The organism is Pectobacterium sp. CFBP8739, assembly GCF_013449375.1.
Lineage (GTDB): Bacteria > Pseudomonadota > Gammaproteobacteria > Enterobacterales > Enterobacteriaceae > Pectobacterium.
Genome location: NZ_JACDRR010000005.1, coordinates 52671 through 70241 on the forward strand (window position 1 = coordinate 52671; position 17571 = coordinate 70241).

Here is a 17571-nt window from a genome sequence, read left to right on the forward strand (position 1 = left end):
TGCTATTGATGATTAACGGCTATAACGCGATGTCTGTCACACTTTGGAGTCAGTCGAAAGGAACGTCGTTATACGTGAGAGGCTTCTCTGGCCCAGACGATTTCAGGCCAGAGAAATGAGTGCGAAAGCGGTACTACGCGGTACGTTGCGTGCGTGAGATATTGTTGGTGTTCAGGAAACGCGAGGTCAGGAACGTCCTCACGCGCAGCACGATCCGTTCCTGGAAGAGCACACAGAGCGTCACGGTGGTGAGCAGGAAAATGATATAGCCCGTCATGGAGAGCTGCACCTGACCGGCGGCGGCAATGCACTGATCCCAGTCGCTGAAGCAGGCCATTGGGTTACCGCGCACCAACTGTTCCAGCGTACGGAACAGATTGAAGAGCGGAACGTGCAGCGCAAAGATCGAGAGCGATGCCGCCCCCAAGCGCGGTGACCAATGTCGCAGCCACTCGCGATTAGGTTCACGCGCTAGCGCGCTGAGGCAGACTAAACCGACCTGAGCTGGCAGGAGCAAACCGTTATGCAACAGGAAATACCAATAGGCTTCGCCTTTTGTGAACAGCCAGGTAGCGACAAGGAAATTCACACCAATAAAGAGGGCGAGCGCATAGCGCTGACCTTTGGTCAGTGGTAAGCGATCTTTCTGACGATAATGACGGAACAGTGCATAGCCCAAAATACCAGCCAAAAATTCCGGCAGGCGGAAGATCGGTCCGCGCTGCAATAATCCGGTGTAGGGCATGCCGAACTGCTGCTGCCAAATCACCCAAATCGGCGGCAGCAGATACAGCAGGCAGACGATCCCCATCCACAGCCACGGATGGCGGCTGTTCAACAGACGTGGCGCTAACAGCGGAAATGCCAGATAGAAAAAGAACAGGGTAGAAAGCGACCATAACGGGGCATTGAAGGTCAGGAAGTAAGGATTCCATGCCTGCAACATCAGTACCTGCAATAACCCGTTGAACGCCAACTGTGCATTCGTCATATAATGGCGCAGTGTTTCGGGTGCGGCTGCGGGATCGTTGGTGTCATAAATGACAAAACGCGCGCTGGCGATTTGCCCTTCTGGTGGCACGGCCAGCCACTGCATCAGCGTCACGACGGCAATCGAAGACAGCAGGGCAATGATATGAATGGGATAAAGATTAAAGAAGCGTTTGGCCCAAAACTGGCGAACGGGTTCGCGCAGACGTCCGTCCTTTATGTAGACATGGGCTAGCAAGAAGCCAGACAGGACAAAGAACGTGCTGGTCGCGAAGAATCCCATGCTGGTGAGCTCGCTCAGGAAAGGAATGCGCTCTCGCTGGGGATAAACGTGTACCGTGTGATAAATCATCACGTAGCAGCCGAGCAAAAACCGTAACCATTCCAGGCCGATAAAACGCTCCTTACTGACCTTTTTCATGCTGTTCCTCAACGTTAAACTCGGTGTAAAAGCCGAAAAATGCGATTACAAGCTAGTTTAAACGAGAGAAACGTCACATTAATTAGGATAATGGCTATAAATGCCGGTGCCGTTTAGCAACCGTTTAGATCGAACGGGGTGTTGGTGGAATTTCGAACCATTATTTTCATCAACGTTGTTTTTATCAACGACAGGGTTTTTATCAACGACAGAGTTTTTATCAACGACAGAGTTTTTATCAACGACGGCGTTTTCATTAGCTCCGGCGGCATCCTCGCTTACGCGAGGATAATCTCGGACGGAAGGGCGCCAGAGCGCCTTACCCGTACCGCTGACAATAGCGGTATCTTGTAACGATTGGATTAAATCACTTTTTCTTGTAATACCCAGACAGCCGCTTCAACCCGTGATTTTAGCTTCATTTTTTTCAATAGGTGTTTGACGTGAACCTTAACGGTACTTTCGGTAATGGTGAGCTTGCGGGCAATCACTTTATTGGATAATCCCTGAGCCAACAGCTTCAGAATATCGCGTTCGCGTGGCGTGAGCTGCTGAATGTCTCGGTCGCTACTGTGGCGGCTTTCGCGCAGGCTGGCGGCCAGAATTGGGGTCAACGTTTCACTCAGCACCATTTTTCCTGACGCCGCCTGATGCAGCGCAGCCAGCAAATCTTCCGGCTCCATATCTTTCAGCAGGTAACCGTCAGCACCATTTTTCAGGGCATTGACAACATCGTCTTCATGGTTGGATACGCTAAAGACGACAATACGACCAGACAGCGATTTTTCCCGCAGACGATTCAATGTTTCCAGGCCATTCATGCCGGGCATGTTCAAATCAAGCAGAATCAAATCCGGGTCTAGTTGCTCCGCTAGCTCGACCCCCTGTTCGCCGTGACTGGCTTCACCTGCCACCTGCAATTCTGGGTCCATGCTGATGAGTTGCTTAACGCCATTGCGCAACATGGGATGATCATCAATCAGCAGTAGGGTGGCGGCATCTTCGTTAATCATGAGTTTCTCCTGTTAATGGCAGCCGGTGACGGTATTCGGAGAGGAAATTGACATTGACTTCAGTGCCCCCCGACGGTCGGCGTCGAACAATGCATTCGCCGTGCAAACCTCGAGCACGGTCGCGCATGATAATAAGTCCATAATGGTTGGCGCGGCTGGCATCATCCGGAATACCGATGCCGTTATCGGCTACGCTGAGTTCAATGTAGCCCTGACGTAGTTGCAGGGTGATATCGACCTGTGTCGCCTGCGCGTGTTTATAAATATTACTCAGCGCTTCACGCACAATTTGCAGGACGTGAATGCCCTGGTGCGCGGAGACCGACTGCGGCGGCAGACGGTAGTGGAGTTCGATGGGATAGCCCAGCCGCTTGCTGAATTCATCGACTGACGCCCGCAACGCGGCGAGTAAGCCGGATTCCGACAGCTTTAGCCGGAAGGTGGTCAACAGTTCACGCAGTTGGCGATAGGCGGTGTTCAGTTCTTCCCGCATTTCCGTCAGCAACTGTTGCGAAACGGGGGGAAAATCGCCGCCCTGCATTTGCAGGCAGCTCACCTGAATTTTCAGGCAGGAAAGGGACTGGGCGATGGAGTCGTGCAGCTCACGAGCAATGGTGGCGCGCTCTTCCATTAGCATCAACTGCTGCTGATGGTTAGATTGACGCTCCAACGCCAGCGTGCTGGTCAACTGTTCCAGCAAGGTATTCAGCAACTGATTCTGATCCCGACTCAATACGGTGTTGCCCGGCAGCGTGGCTAACACAACGCCATATTGCCCGTGTTTATCGTGCAGATCCCAGCAGTGGGGTTTACCCGGCAGTTCTTCCGGTTTTGCCTGCATCCCGCAGCTCTGACAGCTGTTATCTGGGCAGTGATCCGGCTGTGATTGGCTGCAATCGCTAAACTGGTGAAACTGTTCCTGATTGTTATCTTCATACAATCGCAGTTGAATATTGCGCAGGGGAGTCAGCGACGGCAGTTCGTTCAGGATCGGCATCAGGCGGCTACACAGCGGCGCGCCGGTATGCAGGCGCCGGCTGGCGCGATAAAGGAAAGAGAGCAGATCGTTTTTCTGTTGCAGGTCGGCGGTTTTCTCGGCCACGCGCTGTTCCAGACTGTGGTACATGGCGGAAAGTTCATCCGACATGCTGTTCAGCACTTGTCCCAGCGTGCTCATTTCATCATGGCCGTTGATGGCGACGCGCTGGGTGAAATCGCCGTGACCGATGGTCTGTGCCATCGCAACCAGACGTTGCCACGGTGTTAACAGACGGCGACGTAGGTAAAAGAACGTCGTGACCAGCAGAATAAACATGATGCCGATGAAGATACGCTGCACCAGCGTGACCATCCTCAGCCTTTGTTCGGTTTTATGATCGATGGCGGAAACCAAATCGTCGAGCTGTTTCACGAAGCGGGCGACATCCGCCGACGCATCGGAAGAATGCGTTGCCTGTCGCAGATGAGGTTGCAGGTTTTCCAGCCAGAAAACGCGCAGCGCAGTGAATTGTTCACTAAGCCCTTCCCGACGTACTGCCTGCTGTAGATCGTTGCTGATTTCGTCTTCTTCCAGTTCTTGCAGGTAGATTTCATTTTCGGCAGAGAGCGGTACCATTGAAAGCAGCCGATAGCTCTGCATGCGCAGCGAACCCGCTTTATTAATGGCGTGCGCGTTCCCTTGGATGCTTTGAGACATCCAACTGGAAACCGACATACCTGCAATACCCAGCAAACCGAGTAGCAGCATCAATAGTGCAACCTGATTGACGAGCGACAGCGGCAGCAGGAAACGTTTCAACATAATAAAGCGACCTCTGCTGGAGGAGTAGAGAACCAGTACCGAGAGGGATAACCCTTTTGGCATTTTTCCCGATTCCACGTGATAACCCTATACCCACTAGTGAGTACCACCGAATATCTGCGCCTTGAAAGGGGGTATGACAGTAAGAAAAAAGAGAGATATAACAGATTGAATTATCGTTGCTTATTTTTCTATTTTTATTACTCATTAAGGAGTGTGGCTATTTTTACACGGTTTTTTTACCTGACAGCGCGTTGATTTGCATCAACTTTACCTGCGGTGTAATCCCTAATGTTGCGCCTTAATTCTACCGCGTTTTTATTTATCGAGGTTTTTATGACGCAGCCTTCATCACCCGAAAAAGTATCGCAAAGCACGCTGATCAGGGAATGGAATCCTGAAGATACAAAATTCTGGCAATCTGGTGGCCAACGGATAGCACAGCGTAACCTTTGGATCTCTGTGCCGTGCCTGCTGTTGTCGTTTTGTGTCTGGATGATATTCAGCACCGTGGCCGTTAACCTAAACAAGGTCGGATTTCGTTTTACCACAGACCAACTCTTTTTACTGACTGCGCTGCCTTCCGTCTCCGGCGCGCTATTACGCGTTCCATACTCCTTCGTTATCCCAATGGTTGGCGGTCGCCGTTGGACGACATTAAGTACCATCATTCTGGTGATCCCGTGTATTTGGCTCGGGTTTGCCGTACAAAACCCGCAAACGCCGTACAGCATTTTCGTCACGATTTCTCTGATGTGTGGCTTCGCGGGTGCTAACTTCGCGTCCAGCATGGCGAACATCAGTTTCTTCTTTCCCAAATCACGTCAGGGTAGTGCGCTAGGCATTAACGGCGGATTGGGCAACCTCGGCGTGAGCGTGATGCAGTTGCTGGTGCCGGTAGTGATTTTCCTGCCGATTCTGGGCTTTTCTGGCAATGGCGTTGTTCAGCCTGACGGGCACCCGATTTGGCTGCACCATGCGGCATGGATGTGGGTACCGTTTTTGGTGATTGCTGCAACCGCTGCCTGGTTTGGTATGAACGATCTTCCTGCGCCTAATGCGTCTATACGCAAGCAGTTGCCGGTTCTGAAGCAAATGCATCTGTGGGTGCTCAGCTTTCTGTACTTGTCCACGTTTGGCTCATTTATCGGTTTTTCGGCGGGCTTCGGCATGCTGTCCAGAACACAGTTTCCAGACATCGTGATTCTGTACTACGCGTTCTTTGGACCACTGCTGGGGGCGTTGGCGCGTCCGGTGGGTGGAATGCTGTCTGACCGTTTTGGCGGTGTGAAAGTTACGTTGATTAACTTCATCTTGATGGTGATTCTCTCGGTATTACTGTTCCTGTCCCTGCCGAGTGCGAACTCTGCGGGTTCATTCGGGATGTTCTTTGGCATCTTCATGATGCTGTTCCTGACGGCCGGTCTGGGTAGTGGGTCAACCTTCCAGATGATCGCCGTGATTTTCCGTAAATTAACGGCAGATCGCGTGAAAACTCAAGGTGGAAGCGATGCGGATGCGCAGCGTACCGCAGCCACGGATACCGCCGCAGCGCTGGGCTTTATCTCAGCCATTGGCGCTATCGGCGGCTTCTTCATTCCTCAAGCCTTCGGGATGTCGCTGGAGTTAACCGGTTCACCCACCGGCGCGATGAAGGTGTTTGTGGTGTGCTACGTGGTGTGCGTATTGGTGACCTGGCTGTTTTATGCCAGAAAGCAACGCTAAGCGTTGACCCGCCTCCCAACCACCTCTTAGTCACATTCTTATGTCGACTAAGAGGTGGTTCCGTGCGCGATTAATGCTGTCATTTTCATACTACTCTGTAGCACGCGCCCGACACGGGGCGGCTCAATCGCCGCTCGCCCCGTGACCCCAGGCTTTTGGCGGAAATTATGCCGCTGATGCGGTGCCTTCGTCGGTATCGGACTTTGCGGATCGCTTGCGACACGTTCCCGACGTGGCGCAAGCTTTCGCCGCATCCTTGCGGCTCATCCTAAGCCCGCTCTCTCCTCAGCATAATTTTTTACGCCAAAAAAATAAGGACAGAAAACTAATAGATCATCTCTCTTTTTCGAGCGATTTTTCGTCGCTTCCCGACTACTACCTCTAAATAGTCGTGTGTGTGAATTCAGTATAAACACAAAATTAATGGGTTTATTTTTATCATTTAATATCAATATCTTAATTGATATTTTTGTCATAATTCTTTGGTGGTAGTTGATGAGGAATGCCATTTTTAAGCGGGAAACTCTCTTGATCGTTATCAACTTTGACGAGGGGCTGGCTGGATACGCTAGCGCCAACTTGAGCGATGTGTCGTAAGCAAAAACAGATGTCTGCTACGAGCATTTCATAACGACAGGGGCCAGCAGGCTTCGCAGCAGGAGAGTCCGGATGAGCAAATTCCTTGACCGGTTACGTTACTTCAAACAACTGGCCGAACCGTTTTCCGATGGTCATGGTCAGACCCTCAATACCAATCGTGACTGGGAAGACGGCTATCGCAGTCGCTGGCAGCATGACAAAATTGTGCGTTCTACTCACGGGGTAAACTGTACCGGTTCATGTAGCTGGAAGATTTATGTGAAAAACGGTCTGGTGACGTGGGAAACGCAGCAGACCGATTATCCACGTACCCGCCCGGACCTGCCTAACCATGAGCCTCGCGGCTGCCCGCGCGGTGCCAGCTATTCCTGGTATCTCTACAGCGCTAACCGCCTGAAATATCCAATGATGCGCAAGCGCCTGCTGAAATTGTGGCGTGAAGCGAAACTGACGCACAGCGATCCGGTTGATGCCTGGGCGTCCATCGTCAACGACCCCGAAAAAACCAAATACTACAAACAAATTCGTGGCCGTGGTGGCTTCGTTCGTTCTGACTGGAATGAAGTCAACGAACTGATCGCGGCCTCTAACGTTTACACCACCAAAACCTTCGGCCCAGACCGCGTGATCGGTTTCTCACCGATTCCTGCGATGTCGATGGTGTCCTACGCAGCGGGGGCCCGTTACCTTTCCCTGCTTGGCGGCGTGTGTCTTAGCTTCTACGACTGGTACTGTGACTTGCCGCCAGCATCACCTATGACCTGGGGTGAGCAGACTGACGTACCGGAGTCTGCCGACTGGTATAACTCCTCTTACATCATTGCCTGGGGCTCTAACGTTCCGCAAACCCGTACGCCGGATGCCCACTTCTTTACGGAAGTTCGCTACAAAGGCACCAAAACCGTAGCGGTCACGCCGGATTACGCGGAAATCGCCAAGCTGTGCGACCACTGGCTGAACCCGAAACAAGGTACCGACAGCGCGATGGCGCTGGCAATGGGCCACGTGATTCTGAAAGAGTTCCACCTCGACAAACCGAGCCAGTATTTCAGCGAGTACGTTCGTCAATACACGGACTTACCGATGCTGGTGCTGCTGGAGCCGCGTGAGGACGGCTATTACGCCGCAGGCCGAATGCTGCGTGCCTCCGATCTGGTGGACAACCTCGGCCAGGACAACAACCCGCAGTGGAAAACTATCGCGATTGACGATGAGAGCGGCAACCTGACGGCACCGCAAGGGTCGATTGGCTACCGCTGGGGCGATCAGGGCAAATGGAATCTGGAACAGCGCGACGGTGTGAGCGGCGAAGAAGTGAAGCTACGCTTGAGCCTGCTGGGCTCGCATGACGATGTCGTTGATGTCGGCTTCCCGTATTTTGGCGGCGCGGTCAGCGAACATTTCAACAACGTTGAGCTACAAGACATCCTGCTGCACAAACTGCCCGTTAAGCGGTTGACACTGGCTGACGGTAGCGACGCGCTGGTTGCCTGCGTGTATGACCTGACGATGGCGAACTACGGTCTGGATCGCGGTCTGGGCGACGACAACTGCGCGCGTGATTATGACGATGTGAAAGCGTACAGCCCAGCCTGGGCTGAGAAAATTACTGGCGTTTCTCGTCAGAACATCATCCGCATTGCGCGTGAATTTGCGGATAACGCCGATAAAACGCACGGTCGTTCGATGATCATCGTCGGTGCCGGTATCAACCACTGGTACCACATGGACATGAACTACCGCGGCATCATCAACATGCTGATTTTCTGCGGCTGTGTTGGTCAGAGCGGTGGCGGTTGGGCGCACTACGTCGGACAAGAAAAACTGCGTCCGCAAACCGGTTGGGTGCCATTAGCGTTTGGTCTGGACTGGCAGCGTCCGCCACGCCACATGAACAGTACCTCGTTCTTCTATAACCATTCTAGCCAGTGGCGTTATGAAACCGTCGCGCCGCAGGAACTGCTGTCACCGCTGGCAGATAAATCCCGCTTTACCGGCAGCATGATTGACTTCAACGTGCGCGCCGAGCGTATGGGCTGGTTGCCGTCTGCACCGCAGTTGAACGTTAACCCGCTGGATATTGCAGAGAAAGCGCGTGCCGCCGGCGTCACGCCGCAGGACTATACCGTTGCTGCGTTGAAATCAGGCGAAATCAAATTTGCTGCTGAACAGCCGGATAGTCCGCAAAACTACCCGCGCAACCTGTTCATCTGGCGTTCTAACCTGCTGGGTTCCTCCGGTAAAGGCCACGAATACATGCTGAAGTATCTGCTGGGTACGGAGCACGGTATTCAAGGGCAAGATCTGGGTACCGCAGGCAGTGTGAAGCCGGAAGAGGTGGAATGGCACGATCAAGGCGTTGAAGGCAAACTGGATCTGGTGGTGACGCTTGATTTCCGTATGTCCAGCACCTGCCTGTATTCCGACATCGTCCTGCCAACGGCAACCTGGTACGAAAAAGACGACATGAATACCTCGGATATGCATCCGTTTATTCATCCGTTGTCTGCGGCTGTCGATCCCGCATGGGATTCAAAAAGCGACTGGGAAATCTACAAAGGTATCGCGAAAGCCTTCTCCCGTGTCTGTCTGGGGCATCTGGGTCAGGAAACCGATCTGGTGACCTTGCCGATTCAACACGACTCTGCGGCGGAAATGGCCCAGCCGTTTGGCGTGGAGGACTGGAAAAAAGGCGAATGCGATCTGATTCCGGGCAAAACGGCGCCACACCTGATGATGGTGGAGCGCGATTATCCGAACCTGTACGAACGTTTCACCTCGCTCGGTCCGTTGATGGACAAGCTGGGCAACGGCGGTAAAGGTATTGGCTGGAACACACAGACCGAAGTCGATTTCCTGAAAAAGCTGAACTACACCAAGGCTGACGGTGCGGCGGCAGGTCGTCCGAAGATTGAAACGGCGATCGATGCGGCAGAAGTGATTCTGTCTCTGGCTCCGGAAACCAACGGTCAGGTAGCGGTGAAGGCGTGGGAAGCGCTGAGCAAATTCACTGGTCGTGACCACACGCATCTGGCACTGAATAAAGAAGACGAAAAAATTCGCTTCCGCGATATTCAGGCGCAGCCGCGCAAGATTATCTCCAGCCCGACCTGGTCTGGTTTGGAAGATGAACACGTTTCCTATAACGCCTGTTATACCAACGTTCATGAGCTGATTCCGTGGCGTACGCTGTCCGGTCGCCAACAGCTGTATCAAGACCATGAGTGGATGCGTGCCTTCGGTGAAAGCCTGCTGGTATACCGTCCGCCGGTCGACACCCGTGCGGCTGAGCCGGTGATGAATAAGAAACCTAACGGCAACCCGGAAAAACCGCTGAACTTCCTGACGCCGCACCAGAAATGGGGTATTCACTCCACGTACAGCGACAACCTGTTGATGCTGACGCTGGGTCGCGGTGGCCCGATTATCTGGCTGAGCGAAGATGATGCCCGCGATTTGGGTATTGCGGATAACGACTGGGTAGAAGCGTTTAACGCCAACGGTGCGCTGACGGCGCGTGCGGTTGTCAGCCAGCGTGTGCCGGCGGGAATGACCATGATGTACCACGCGCAGGAACGCATTATTAACCTGCCGGGGTCGGAAATTACCCAGCAGCGCGGCGGTATTCACAACTCGGTAACCCGTATCACGCCGAAACCGACTCATATGATCGGCGGCTATGCCCAACTGGCTTATGGCTTTAACTACTACGGCACCGTTGGGTCAAACCGCGATGAGTTCGTCGTAGTTCGTAAAATGAAACGCATCGACTGGCTGGATGATGAAGGTCAGGACTATGTACAGAAACAGACAGTACAGCAGGAGAAAGCCTGATGAAAATTCGTTCACAAGTGGGCATGGTGCTGAATCTGGACAAATGCATCGGCTGTCACACCTGCTCCGTCAGCTGTAAAAACGTCTGGACCAGCCGTGAAGGGATGGAATACGCCTGGTTCAACAACGTCGAAACCAAACCGGGCGTGGGTTATCCCCATGCCTGGGAAGATCAGGAAAAATGGAAGGGCGGCTGGATCCGTAAAATCAGCGGTAAGCTCGAACCGCGTATGGGTAACCGCATCAGCGTGTTGTCCAAAATCTTCGCTAACCCGGATGTGCCGGAAATCGACGACTACTATGAGCCGTTCGACTACGACTATCAGAACCTGCGTAAAGCGCCGGAAGGCAAGCATCAGCCTGTCGCGCGTCCGCGCTCGCTGATTACCGGTCAGCGGATGAAGAAAATCGAGAACGGCCCGAACTGGGAAGACGATCTGGGGGGTGAATTCAGCGTGCGCGCCAAAGACAAAAACTTTGAGCATATGCAGAAAGAGATGTACGGCCAGTTCGAAAACACGTTCATGATGTATCTGCCGCGTCTGTGCGAACACTGCCTGAATCCAGCGTGTGTGGCGACCTGCCCGAGCGGCGCGATCTACAAACGTGGCGAAGACGGTATCGTCCTGATCGATCAGGACAAATGTCGCGGCTGGCGTATGTGCCTGACCGGTTGCCCGTACAAAAAAATCTACTTCAACTGGAAGAGCGGTAAATCAGAAAAATGTATTTTCTGCTACCCGCGTATCGAAAGCGGTCAGCCGACACTCTGCTCTGAAACCTGCGTTGGACGTATCCGCTATCTGGGCGTACTGCTCTATGATGCCGACCGCATCGAGCAAGCGGCTTCGGTGGAAAATGAGAAAGATCTGTACCAGAGCCAACTGGATGTGTTCCTTGACCCGCACGACCCGAAAGTCATTGAACAAGCGCTGAAAGACGGCATTCCAAACAGCGTCATTGAAGCGGCACAGCAGTCGCCGGTGTACAAAATGGCGATGGACTGGAAGCTGGCGCTGCCGCTGCACCCAGAATATCGCACGCTGCCGATGGTGTGGTACGTGCCGCCGTTGTCACCGATTCAGTCTGCTGCGGATGCGGGTCAATTGGCGCACACCGGCGTACTGCCGGACGTCGAAAGTCTGCGTATTCCAGTGCAATATCTGGCGAACCTGCTGACCGCAGGGGATACCGAGCCGGTATTGCTGGCGCTGAAACGTATGCTGGCGATGCGTCACTACAAACGTGCAGAAACTGTAGAAGGCAAGATCGATACCCGTGCGCTGGAACAGGTTGGGCTGACCGAAGCGCAGGCGCAGGAAATGTACCGCTATCTGGCGATTGCGAACTACGAAGATCGTTTCGTGATTCCATCAAGCCATCGTGAACTGGCGCGTGAAGCGTTCCCGGAAAGCAAAGGCTGCGGCTTCAGCTTTGGCGATGGTTGCCACGGCAGCGATACCAAATTCAACCTGTTCAACAGCAAGCGTATTGATGCCATTGATGTCAGCAACAAAACGCGCGACATGAACAGCAAAATCATGCGGGAGACGAACCATGATTAGCCTGCGGATTATTGCCCGCCTGCTGGACTATCCCGATAGCGAGCTGTGGGAAAACCGGGCTGAGTTGATCGAAGCGGTAGAGCAGGCCGATGCTTTACCGCTGCGTGAGAGTCATCAGCTCATGCAGTTCATCAATACGTTGTGCGCGCAGGATCTGTTGGACCAGCAGGCGGAGTATAGCGGCCTGTTTGACCGCGGTCGGGCGACCTCGCTGCTGCTGTTCGAACACGTTCACGGTGAGTCTCGCGATCGTGGTCAGGCGATGGTCGATCTGATGCAGCAATATCAGGACGCGGGTCTGGCGCTGGATTGCCGTGAGCTGCCGGACTATCTGCCGCTGTATCTTGAGTACCTTTCTCGTCTGGAGCCCGCGCAGAGTTGCGCGGGTTTACTCGACATCGCGCCGATTCTGGCGTTGATTGGTGCGCGTTTGCAGCAGCGTGACAGCAGCTATGCTGTGCTGTTCGATCTGTTGTTATCGCTGTCCGGTAGCGACCTGAAAAGTGACGATGTCACACACAAGGTGGTTGACGAAGCACGCGACGACACGCCGCAGGCGCTGGATGCCGTGTGGGAAGAGGAACAGGTTAAGTTCCTCGGCGAAGAAGGCTGCGCATCGGCCCAACAAACGCAACACCAACGCCGCTTTGCTGGCGCGGTGCTGCCGCAATATCTGAATCTTGACGCGACATCGGCGGGAGGGCAACGCTAATGAGTGCAATCACTAACTATTTCAATATATTCTTTTTTGATATCTATCCCTACCTGGCGATGGCCATTTTCCTGATTGGTAGCTGGCTGCGCTATGACTACGGCCAGTACAGCTGGCGTGCGGGTTCGAGCCAAATGCTGGATAAGAAAGGGATGCGTCTGGCGTCTAACCTGTTCCATCTGGGGATTCTGGGTGTTTTTGCCGGACACTTCCTCGGTATGCTGACGCCGCACTGGATGTATGAAGCGTTCCTGCCAATGGAGGTAAAACAGAAAATGGCGATGTTCGGCGGTGGTGCGGCAGGTCTGTTGACGTTTGTCGGTGGTGTGTTGTTGTTAAAGCGCCGTTTGACCAACCCGCGTATTCGCGCCACATCCAGCGTTGGTGACATCCTTATTCTGTCTTTGCTGGTGATTCAGGCCGGTTTGGGGCTGTTGACCATTCCGTTCTCTGCACAGCATATGGACGGCAGTGAGATGCTGAAGCTGGTCGGTTGGGCGCAAAGTGTGGCGTTCTTCCAGGGCGGGGCATCGGCACATCTGGTGGGTGTCGCGCTGATCTTCAAACTGCACATCGTGCTCGGGCTGACGCTGTTCGTTCTGTTCCCGTTCTGCCGTCTGGTTCACATTTGGAGCGCACCGGTCGAGTATCTGACGCGCCGCTACCAGTTAGTACGTAACCGTCGCTAGATAGGATAAAAATGGCGGCGTTATCATAACGCCGCCATTTTAATGCCTTCCTTTTCATCTTTCCCTGCCAACAACGATCGTCATCGGCAGTTTTTCGTTGATTACTTGCTTCGCGCCATCGTCCACTGCACGGCGAAAACACTCGTCAGTACAATCGCTAAACCTAAGAGTGCGGTGCCAGTCATTGACTGGGAAAGCAACGCCCAGCCTAGCACCACAGCAGTCAACGGACTCAGCAACCCCAATGACGCAACCGCAACGGTTGGTAGACGGGATACACCACGAAACCACAGCCCATAAGCCAGTACCGCCCCCGCAAGACACAGGTAAGCGTAGGCTCCCCATTGTGGCAGCGTCAATACTGGGAGCGGCGCATCGACCAGCCAAGCGACCGGCGCCAGCATGATCCCGCCGAGAAAAAGTTGCCAACCCGTAAGCGGTAGTATGGGAAGGTCGATTCGCCAACGACGTGTCAACCACACGCCCGTTGCCATACAAACTGCCCCTAACAGTGCAGCGGCGATGCCTACGGGTTCAAATGTTGTTTGTGGTGACAACAACAAGATTGCCGTACCCGCTACGCCTGCGACAGCCGACCATAGCGTTACCTGATTAGGCGAGCGATGATCGACGACCCAAGTTAACACCATGATCAACAGTGGTTGAATCGCCCCTAACACCGCCGCTAATCCGCCTGGTAAACGGTAAGCGGCGACAAACAGCAGAGCCTGGAACACACCGATATTCAAGGCGCTCAGTACGACCACGCGCCACCAGTCTTGCTTGACGGGAAAGCGTCGGGTGAATAGCAACAACAGTAAACCTGCGGGGAGTACGCGCAGAAGTGCTGCGGTAAAAGGACGATCGGGCGGCAGGATCTGCGAGGTCACAATGTAAGTCGACCCCCAAATTGCCGGTGCCAGCGCGGTGAGTAAGACGTCACGCCAATAGTGTGGTGAGGATATCGTGTTCATGACTTTACCTTCAATTCAAGATATTATGATAATGCTGAACAATTACCTTGAAGTCAAGATAAATGAAAAATTCGACTCGCGAATACGATGCGGTGGATGCCATTTTGGAACAGTGGCGACGTGAACGTCCTGACTTGGATGCCAGCCCGATGGGGCCGATTGGTCGTTTGGGACGATGTGCGCTGCTTCTGGAACAGTGTCTGGAATCCTGTTTCTCCAGATTTGACCTGAGCAGTTGGGAATTTGATATGCTGGCGACGCTGCGGCGTGCGGGGGCGCCGCATTGCCTGAGCCCGACTGAACTGTTTTCTGCATTAATGGTGACGTCAGGCACCATGACTCACCGACTCAAACGCCTTGAAACGCGCGGATTTATCGAACGCGTGCAAAACGAACAGGATGCGCGCAGCATGCTGGTGCAACTCACCAACACGGGGCTTGAACTGATTAACCGTGCCGTGGAAGCACACATTGAGAACGAGCGTCAGGTGCTCTCGGTACTGCCTGCCGATGTGTTGGCTGCGCTTGATGCTAACCTCGCGGCGCTACTGCACGGGCTGGAAAACCATAACAAGGGGAACTGAACCATGTCTGAATACCATGCGTCAATTTGCTGGCAGCGCGATGGGCAAGATTTTATTGATAACCGCTACAGCCGACTGCACCAGTGGCAGTTTGACGGAGGCATTACGCTGCGTGCCTCGTCATCACCGCATGTTGTGCCGCTGCCTTTTTCACGGGAAGATGCGGTCGATCCTGAAGAGGCGTTGGTGGCCTCGCTGTCCAGTTGCCATATGCTGTGGTTCCTGTCGATCGCGGCCAAAAAACGCTTCTGCGTCGATGATTATCAGGACCACGCGGTAGGAACCATGGGCGTGAATGCAGCGGGAAAAACGGCGATGTTGGATGTCACGTTGCGTCCGCAGGTGACATTCAGCGGCGAAAAACAGCCTACCGCCGAGCAATACGCCCAGTTGCACGAACTGGCGCATGATGCCTGCTACATCGCCCATTCGGTGAACTTCCCCGTGAACTGCGAACCGACGTTAGGAGCAAACCGCTGAGCTTAGCGGGGGGAGGACGCAGACAGCAATGCGAGCCGTACAGTATCACCGCCCGATGCGTTGAGCTCGGGCAGTGATCGATGATGCTCAGCCGTGCATCACCATCCGGTAATGCGCTGCCAGGTTTCCTGCTCATGCGTATTGGTTTTCAATACCTGATAATGTTGATGCATCGCAGCCGTCGCACAGGCATGGTTAGGCAGTATCCGCAACCGTGTGCCGACGGGGAAATTGTCGACTGAAAGCCCACTGTCGGCGAGTAGCACGATGATGCCATGCTCCTGATTCGTGATCGTCACGCAGAGGTCGTGGTAAGGGCTGCCATAGAGATCGCACACCAGCCCGTAACCGTAATCTTTTGTCTGAGAAGCGGTGCCGCGATCGCGGGAAAGCGCCATCCAGCCGGCATCGATAAACACCCAACCTTTTTCACGATTATGCCCAATCACGGTGCTGACAACCGACAGGGCAATATCGTCGAGTGAACAGACTCCGACATTTTTCATCACCAGATCGAATGTGGTGAAAACGCCTGCTCTGACCTCGGTGATGCCTGTTAAATCCTCGGCAAAGTGCGCCGTCGGCGTGGCCCCGACGCTGAGCACGGGGCAGGCAATTCCCAGCGCGCGCACTCGCTGTCCGGCGGTGTTAATGGCTTTGCATTCGGCACGCGCGGCTGCCCTGATCGCCTCGTCCGTACGGCAGGCGTACGATTCTCCCGCGTGTGCCAGCAGGCCGGTGAGCGTCGCGCCGTTGCCGTCGATCTGTTGTGCCAGCTCAAGTAATGCGTCGCTTTCCGGTGGGATGCCACCGCGATGCCCGTCACAGTCGATCTCAATAAAGACCGAAAACGTTACGTTGTTGGCGCAGGCAAAGTCAGTCACCGCCTGAGCCTGTTCTGCGCTATCCAGCAGAATATGAATATCCACGCCTTTGCGGATTAAGCTGGCGATACGCGGCAGCTTGTGAGGGGCGATCCCTACGGCATAGAGCAGATTGGTATAACCGGCGGCGGCAAAGGCTTCCGCTTCTGCCAACGTCGAAACCGTCGCGGGTGACGTCGCGTCTTTGAGCAGATAGCGACCGGCTTCAATTGAGCGGAGCGTTTTAAGATGTGGTCGAACTCGGCTGCCCAACACTTCCGTTCGTTGATAAAGTCTGTCTATATTGCGTTGAAAACGGAACTCATCAATGAGCAAAAAAGGGGTTTCCAGCGCGTTAAGCCACTCAGCATTGTTCATTTTATTCCCCCCATGTTTTTAGCCTGCTGCCAGGCCGCAAGAATGCGCTGGCCGATATATAAGTCCTGAACGGACAAACCGGAACTGTCAAACACGGTGATGTCGTCCGGCGTTTGTCGTCCCGCTGCACGCGCGCTAATCACGTCGCCGATAGCGGTCAGCGTGACCTGAGCTGAGGCATGCTGGAAGTCACCGATCATTCGGGACTGGGACGGCAGATCGCAAAACAGGCGGCTAGTGGTAAATAGCTCGGGCGGCAGTTCCTGCTTGCCGACGGCGTCCGATCCCATGCTGACGACGTGCGTTCCGGCGTTAACCCACTCGGCGTTAAACAGCGGCGCGCGTGAGGGTGTTGCGGTTACGATGATATCCGCTGCACGGCACGCGCTTTCGGCATCGCTGACTCGCGCATCCAGTCCTGCTGCCTTGAATTCTTTCGCCATCTCTGCGGATTTGCGGCTATCGCGCCCGACAATCAGCACGGTACGAATGGGGCGTATTCTTGCCAGCGCGGCGCACTCATAGCGAGCCTGATTGCCGGTGCCGAACACGGCCAAAACGGCGGCATCAGACCTTGCCAGCAAATCGGCGGCAACGGCATTGGCGGCGGCGGTACGAAAGGCGTTCACCTTTCCGGCTTCAATCGCGACAGCGATTCTCCCGATTTGTTGATCGAACAGCAAAATCAAGGAATTATGACGCGGCAGCCCGTTAGCAGGGTTTCCCGGCCAGAATGAACCGACTTTTAGTCCCGCGAGTTCATGGGTTGCTGAGGCCTTGATGCTGAAAGTGTTACCCGCATCGGAACCGTGCCCGTGCACCACGGGGAAACTGCGTGCTTCCGGTTCGCTGGCGGCGAGCAGGGCTTCACGAATGGCATCATAAGCCAGTTCATGGCTGATAAGTGCCGCTGATTCTGCTTCAGAAATAAAAATCATCGTT

Annotated in this window: 13 protein-coding genes; 7 read left to right on the forward strand and 6 right to left on the reverse strand. The window is 54.1% G+C overall.

The genetic code is table 11. The features are described 5' to 3' along the window. Positions 1–133: 133 nt before the first annotated feature. From H0247_RS01020 to narX, 3 genes are all read right to left on the reverse strand, one after another. Entirely contained in the window at positions 134–1411 is a 1278-nt protein-coding gene (locus tag H0247_RS01020; RefSeq protein ID WP_180740849.1) for an acyltransferase, read from the reverse strand. Between the two features lie 362 nt (positions 1412–1773). Beyond that, the gene (gene narL, locus H0247_RS01025; RefSeq protein WP_010276892.1) at positions 1774–2424 is read right to left on the reverse strand and encodes a two-component system response regulator NarL; all 651 of its coding nucleotides are present in this window, start codon (positions 2422–2424) and stop codon (positions 1774–1776) included. Then, the gene (narX, locus tag H0247_RS01030; protein WP_180741419.1) at positions 2417–4225 is read right to left on the reverse strand and encodes a nitrate/nitrite two-component system sensor histidine kinase NarX; all 1809 of its coding nucleotides are present in this window, start codon (positions 4223–4225) and stop codon (positions 2417–2419) included. Before narX ends, narL begins: the two co-directional genes overlap by 8 nt. A 336-nt stretch (positions 4226–4561) precedes the next feature. Here narX and H0247_RS01035 point away from each other — a divergent pair, with 336 nt between their 5' ends. The 5 genes from H0247_RS01035 to narI all read left to right on the forward strand — a co-directional run bounded on the left by H0247_RS01035 (position 4562) and on the right by narI (position 13350). Continuing rightward, positions 4562–5950: a NarK family nitrate/nitrite MFS transporter gene (locus H0247_RS01035; protein ID WP_180740850.1), complete on the forward strand. Its 1389-nt coding sequence runs from the start codon at positions 4562–4564 to the stop codon at positions 5948–5950. Between the two features lie 669 nt (positions 5951–6619). Then, complete coding sequence (locus tag H0247_RS01040) at positions 6620–10384, forward strand: nitrate reductase subunit alpha (protein WP_180740851.1); 3765 nt, start codon at positions 6620–6622, stop codon at positions 10382–10384. Then, the gene (gene narH / locus H0247_RS01045) at positions 10384–11949 is read left to right on the forward strand and encodes a nitrate reductase subunit beta (RefSeq protein ID WP_180740852.1); all 1566 of its coding nucleotides are present in this window, start codon (positions 10384–10386) and stop codon (positions 11947–11949) included. The genes H0247_RS01040 and narH overlap by 1 nt, the downstream gene beginning before the upstream one ends. Next, positions 11942–12661 (forward strand): nitrate reductase molybdenum cofactor assembly chaperone, encoded by a 720-nt coding sequence (narJ, locus tag H0247_RS01050; RefSeq protein WP_180740853.1) that lies wholly within the window; start codon positions 11942–11944, stop codon positions 12659–12661. The genes narH and narJ overlap by 8 nt, the downstream gene beginning before the upstream one ends. Further along, entirely contained in the window at positions 12661–13350 is a 690-nt protein-coding gene (gene narI / locus H0247_RS01055; RefSeq protein WP_180740854.1) for a respiratory nitrate reductase subunit gamma, read from the forward strand. Before narJ ends, narI begins: the two co-directional genes overlap by 1 nt. Positions 13351–13451: 101 nt before the next feature. Here the strand turns inward: narI and H0247_RS01060 are convergent, their stop codons facing one another. Then, complete coding sequence (locus H0247_RS01060; RefSeq protein WP_180740855.1) at positions 13452–14324, reverse strand: EamA family transporter; 873 nt, start codon at positions 14322–14324, stop codon at positions 13452–13454. A gap of 62 nt (positions 14325–14386) precedes the next feature. On the opposite strand from H0247_RS01060, the gene H0247_RS01065 reads away from it, so the two are divergent. After that, positions 14387–14908 carry a MarR family winged helix-turn-helix transcriptional regulator gene (locus H0247_RS01065; protein ID WP_180740856.1) on the forward strand — a complete coding sequence of 174 codons (522 nt, stop codon included), beginning with the start codon at positions 14387–14389 and terminating at the stop codon, positions 14906–14908. A 3-nt stretch (positions 14909–14911) separates the two neighbouring features. Beyond that, entirely contained in the window at positions 14912–15388 is a 477-nt protein-coding gene (locus H0247_RS01070) for an OsmC family protein (protein ID WP_180740857.1), read from the forward strand. A gap of 98 nt (positions 15389–15486) precedes the next feature. Here the strand turns inward: H0247_RS01070 and H0247_RS01075 are convergent, their stop codons facing one another. Together H0247_RS01075 and H0247_RS01080 are read right to left on the reverse strand one after the other, a co-directional pair. Continuing rightward, positions 15487–16629, reverse strand: a complete 1143-nt coding sequence (locus tag H0247_RS01075) for a DSD1 family PLP-dependent enzyme (RefSeq protein ID WP_180740858.1) — start codon at positions 16627–16629, stop codon at positions 15487–15489. Next, positions 16626–17567 carry an ornithine cyclodeaminase family protein gene (locus tag H0247_RS01080; RefSeq protein ID WP_180740859.1) on the reverse strand — a complete coding sequence of 314 codons (942 nt, stop codon included), beginning with the start codon at positions 17565–17567 and terminating at the stop codon, positions 16626–16628. Before H0247_RS01080 ends, H0247_RS01075 begins: the two co-directional genes overlap by 4 nt. Between the last annotated feature and the right edge of the window lie 4 nt (positions 17568–17571).

Coding starts and splice junctions, on each gene's coding strand:
- H0247_RS01020 (WP_180740849.1), bottom strand. CDS start 1,411: ATGAAAAAGGTCAGTAAGGAGCGTTTTATCGGCCTGGAATGGTTACGG.
- narL (WP_010276892.1), bottom strand. CDS start 2,424: ATGATTAACGAAGATGCCGCCACCCTACTGCTGATTGATGATCATCCC.
- narX (WP_180741419.1), bottom strand. CDS start 4,225: ATGTTGAAACGTTTCCTGCTGCCGCTGTCGCTCGTCAATCAGGTTGCA.
- H0247_RS01035 (WP_180740850.1), top strand. CDS start 4,562: ATGACGCAGCCTTCATCACCCGAAAAAGTATCGCAAAGCACGCTGATC.
- H0247_RS01040 (WP_180740851.1), top strand. CDS start 6,620: ATGAGCAAATTCCTTGACCGGTTACGTTACTTCAAACAACTGGCCGAA.
- narH (WP_180740852.1), top strand. CDS start 10,384: ATGAAAATTCGTTCACAAGTGGGCATGGTGCTGAATCTGGACAAATGC.
- narJ (WP_180740853.1), top strand. CDS start 11,942: ATGATTAGCCTGCGGATTATTGCCCGCCTGCTGGACTATCCCGATAGC.
- narI (WP_180740854.1), top strand. CDS start 12,661: ATGAGTGCAATCACTAACTATTTCAATATATTCTTTTTTGATATCTAT.
- H0247_RS01060 (WP_180740855.1), bottom strand. CDS start 14,324: ATGAACACGATATCCTCACCACACTATTGGCGTGACGTCTTACTCACC.
- H0247_RS01065 (WP_180740856.1), top strand. CDS start 14,387: ATGAAAAATTCGACTCGCGAATACGATGCGGTGGATGCCATTTTGGAA.
- H0247_RS01070 (WP_180740857.1), top strand. CDS start 14,912: ATGTCTGAATACCATGCGTCAATTTGCTGGCAGCGCGATGGGCAAGAT.
- H0247_RS01075 (WP_180740858.1), bottom strand. CDS start 16,629: ATGAACAATGCTGAGTGGCTTAACGCGCTGGAAACCCCTTTTTTGCTC.
- H0247_RS01080 (WP_180740859.1), bottom strand. CDS start 17,567: ATGATTTTTATTTCTGAAGCAGAATCAGCGGCACTTATCAGCCATGAA.